The 1,753-nt window shown below is 73.8% G+C and carries 3 protein-coding genes; 1 reads left to right on the top strand and 2 read right to left on the bottom strand.

Annotated elements, in window-relative coordinates; all coding sequences use genetic code 11:
- Positions 1-34: 34 nt before the first annotated feature.
- A complete protein-coding gene (sodN, locus tag ACFU7Z_RS39250; RefSeq protein WP_049649434.1) occupies positions 35-430 on the bottom strand; it encodes a superoxide dismutase, Ni in 396 nt (131 codons plus the stop codon).
- A 276-nt stretch (positions 431-706) separates the two neighbouring features.
- Between sodN and sodX the strand changes: the two genes are divergently transcribed.
- Complete coding sequence (sodX, locus tag ACFU7Z_RS39245; RefSeq protein ID WP_079271923.1) at positions 707-1,069, top strand: nickel-type superoxide dismutase maturation protease; 363 nt, start codon at positions 707-709, stop codon at positions 1,067-1,069.
- Positions 1,070-1,076: 7 nt separating this feature from the next.
- Here sodX and ACFU7Z_RS39240 read toward each other — a convergent pair whose 3' ends face one another.
- On the bottom strand, positions 1,077-1,658 hold the full coding sequence (locus ACFU7Z_RS39240) for a CGNR zinc finger domain-containing protein (protein ID WP_049649436.1): 582 nt from the start codon (positions 1,656-1,658) through the stop codon (positions 1,077-1,079).
- Positions 1,659-1,753: the final 95 nt, after the last annotated feature.

Genomic DNA, 1,753 nt, shown 5'->3' with positions numbered 1-1,753 from the left:
GGGACGGGGGCGGTCGGGTGGCGACGCGTCAGGCTCAGGCCTGCTTGGTCTCCCAGAAGATCTTGTCGACCTGGGCGATCAGGTCGAGCAGGGCCTGGCCGGTGGCCGGGTCCGTGGACGCCTTGGCGGCCGAGGCGGCCTTCAGGGTGTCGTTGATCAGCTGGTGCAGCTGCGGGTACTTCTCGAAGTGCGGGGCCTTGAAGTAGTCGCTCCACAGCACCGAGATGTGGTGCTTGACGGCCTCGGCGCGCTGCTCCTTGATGATGACGGCGCGGGCGCGGAAGTGCGGGTCCTCGTTGGCCTGGTACTTCTCCTGGGTGGCCTTGACCGACTCGGCCTCCAGCTTGGCCTGCGCGGGGTCGTAGACGCCGCAGGGCAGGTCGCAGTGGGCGTGGACGGTGGCGCGCGGTGCAAACAGACGAGAGAACATGGGAGTCCTTCCTTAGATCGTCTTCCCGCGCCCGAGATTACCCTTCCGCCCTCCCGGTTTCGCGATCGGGCGGTGGGCCTAGGGCGAAAGACGGACCGGGAACCGGCGCAATCCGGACATCGGACGGACGGCGGTCCGTACGGCAGACTGGGGGCGCGAGCGGGGGCGGGAGGAGGAGTCGTGGCGCGGAGCACGCGAGCGGAGGGCGCCGGGGCGGGGGAGCGCGGCCCGGGCGGCGCGCTGCCGTTCGGGCTGGTCGACGTGGCGGGGCCGTCGATGGTCCCGACCCTGCGCGAGGGCGACCGGCTGCTGGTCCGCTACGGCGCGCCGATCCGGCCCGGCGCGGTGGTGGTCTTCCGGCACCCCTTCCAGCAGGACCTGCTGGTGGTGAAGCGGGCCGCCGAGCGCCGGGCCACGGGCTGGTGGCTGCTCTCCGACAACCGCCCGGTGGACAGCGACAGCCGCAGCTACGGCGCCGTCCCGGACGAGCTGGTGCTCGGCCGGGTGCTGCTGCGGCTGCGCCCGAGCCCGGTCTGGCTGGCGCCGGGGCGCCGGCTGGAGCGGCTGCTGCTCACCCCGCGGCTGGCCCGGGTGCCGGGCCTGGCCCGCCGGCTCGGCGCCTGGGTGGAGGACGTCTAGCGGGCTGCTACGCCCGGGCCGCCGCCTCCGCCTCCAGGCGCTTGCGGGCCCGGTAGGCGGCCACGTTGGCGCGGGTCGCGCAGCGGTCCGAGCAGTAGCGGCGGGAGCGGTTGGTCGAGGTGTCCAGGTAGGCGTTGCGGCAGGGCGCGGCCTGGCAGATGCCGAGCCGGTCGGCGCCCAGCTCGGTGAGGTGGACGGCCAGGCCCATGCAGGCGACCGCGCTGAAGTGGGCGGTGGCGGTGGGGGAGTTGTCGGCCAGGTGCAGGTGCCAGCGCGGCCGCCCGGCGTCGTCCAGGTAGTCGTGCCCGGAGATCAGCGGGCTGACCGGGTACTCCATCAGCAGGCTGTTCAGCAGGTCGACGCCGCGGATCTCGTCCCCGCCGGCGGCGGCCTCGAAGACCCCGCGCAGCCGGGTCCGCACCGCCCGCAGCCGGGGCACGTCGGACTCGTCGGCGAGCGAGCGGGCCCGCGAGGAGTCGGAGAAGAGACCGCGCACCGCCTCCACGGAGGTCAGCGAGTCGGTGCCGCGCTCGGGCTCCTCGGTGTTCACCAGCCGGACGGCGAGATCGGCGTAGGCGGCGAGCTCCACAGGGGTCCTTCCAGGGGGGTCGGTAACGGGCTGACTGCCTCCAGCCTATTACCCGGGCGGGCAAAACGACGGCGCCCGGCAGGAGTGACCTGCCC

The organism is Kitasatospora sp. NPDC057518, assembly GCF_042802075.1.
In the GTDB taxonomy this organism is placed as follows: domain Bacteria; phylum Actinomycetota; class Actinomycetes; order Streptomycetales; family Streptomycetaceae; genus Kitasatospora.
Note: the sequence above shows the minus strand (reverse complement) of the source record. Positions and strands in the feature narration are given on the sequence as shown.